At 79.3% G+C, this 1,002-nt stretch carries 1 pseudogene; it reads right to left on the reverse strand.

What is annotated here, in order from left to right:
- Positions 1-1,002: pseudogene (locus ABZ371_RS32920) on the reverse strand (primosome assembly protein PriA); the annotation flags it as partial.

Raw genomic sequence — 1,002 nt, forward strand, 5'->3', positions numbered from 1 at the left:
CCCGCAGGTCGGGCCGGCCGACCATCGCCCAGCCGTCCAGCAGCAGCGCGGCGGCGTAGCCGCCCTCGGCCACCGGCTCGGCCCCGGGGGTGCTGACCACCAACGCGGGCTGACCGGACACGGAGTCGAGGACGTGGTCACGGCCGGAGGTCCGCACCGGAACGGCGGGGAAGGCCCGCCCCAGCTCCTCGGCGGTCCGGCGCGCGCCGACGATCTGCGCGCGCAGCCTCCGGCCGCCGCAGGCCGGGCAGTGCCAGGCGGCCTCCGCCCGCCCGCACCACGCGCAGTCCAGATCCCGCTGGTCCGGGGCCTGCAGGGGGCCCGCGCAGTGCCGGCAGCGGGCGGGTTCGCGGCACCGCTCGCACGCCAGCCGTGGCGCGTAACCGCGGCGGGGGACCTGGACGAGGACGGGCCCGCTGCGCAGGCCGTCCCGTACGGTCTGCCAGGCCAGGCTCGGCAACCGCGCGGAGCGGGCCGCGCCGTCCCGGGCCAGCTCGCCGTCGTCCACCGTGCGCACCAGGGGCGCCGCCGCGCGCAGTTGCTCGCGGTCGGCGCGCAGCGGCAGTGCCCAGCCGCTCTCCACCAGCTGCGCGGCCTCGACCGTGCAGCTCGTCCCGCCGAGCAGGAAGGCGCACCGGCCGTGGGCGGCACGCAGCTCCAGCACTTCCCGCACGTGGGGGAAGGGGGCGTTGTCGTCGCTGTGGCTGGAGTCGCCGTCGTCCCAGACGGCCACCAGTCCGAGATCGGCGACGGGGGCGAACATCGCCGCCCGGGTGCCGACCACGGCGCGCACGGAGCCGCGCCGGACGGCCAGCCAGCGGCGGTACCGCTTCTCGGGCCCCGAGTCGGCGGTCAGCAGGGCGTGGTGGCCGTCCCCCCTGAGCGCGGTGAGCGCGGCGTCGACCCGGGCGGCGGCGCGCCCGTCCGGGACGACGACCAGCGCGCCCCGGCCCGAGGCCAGGGTGGCGGTCACGGCCGCGGCGAGCTCCGCGGGCCAGTGGG

The sequence above is a fragment of the Streptomyces sp. NPDC005899 genome (genome assembly GCF_040629645.1).
Taxonomy (GTDB): Bacteria; Actinomycetota; Actinomycetes; order Streptomycetales; family Streptomycetaceae; genus Streptomyces.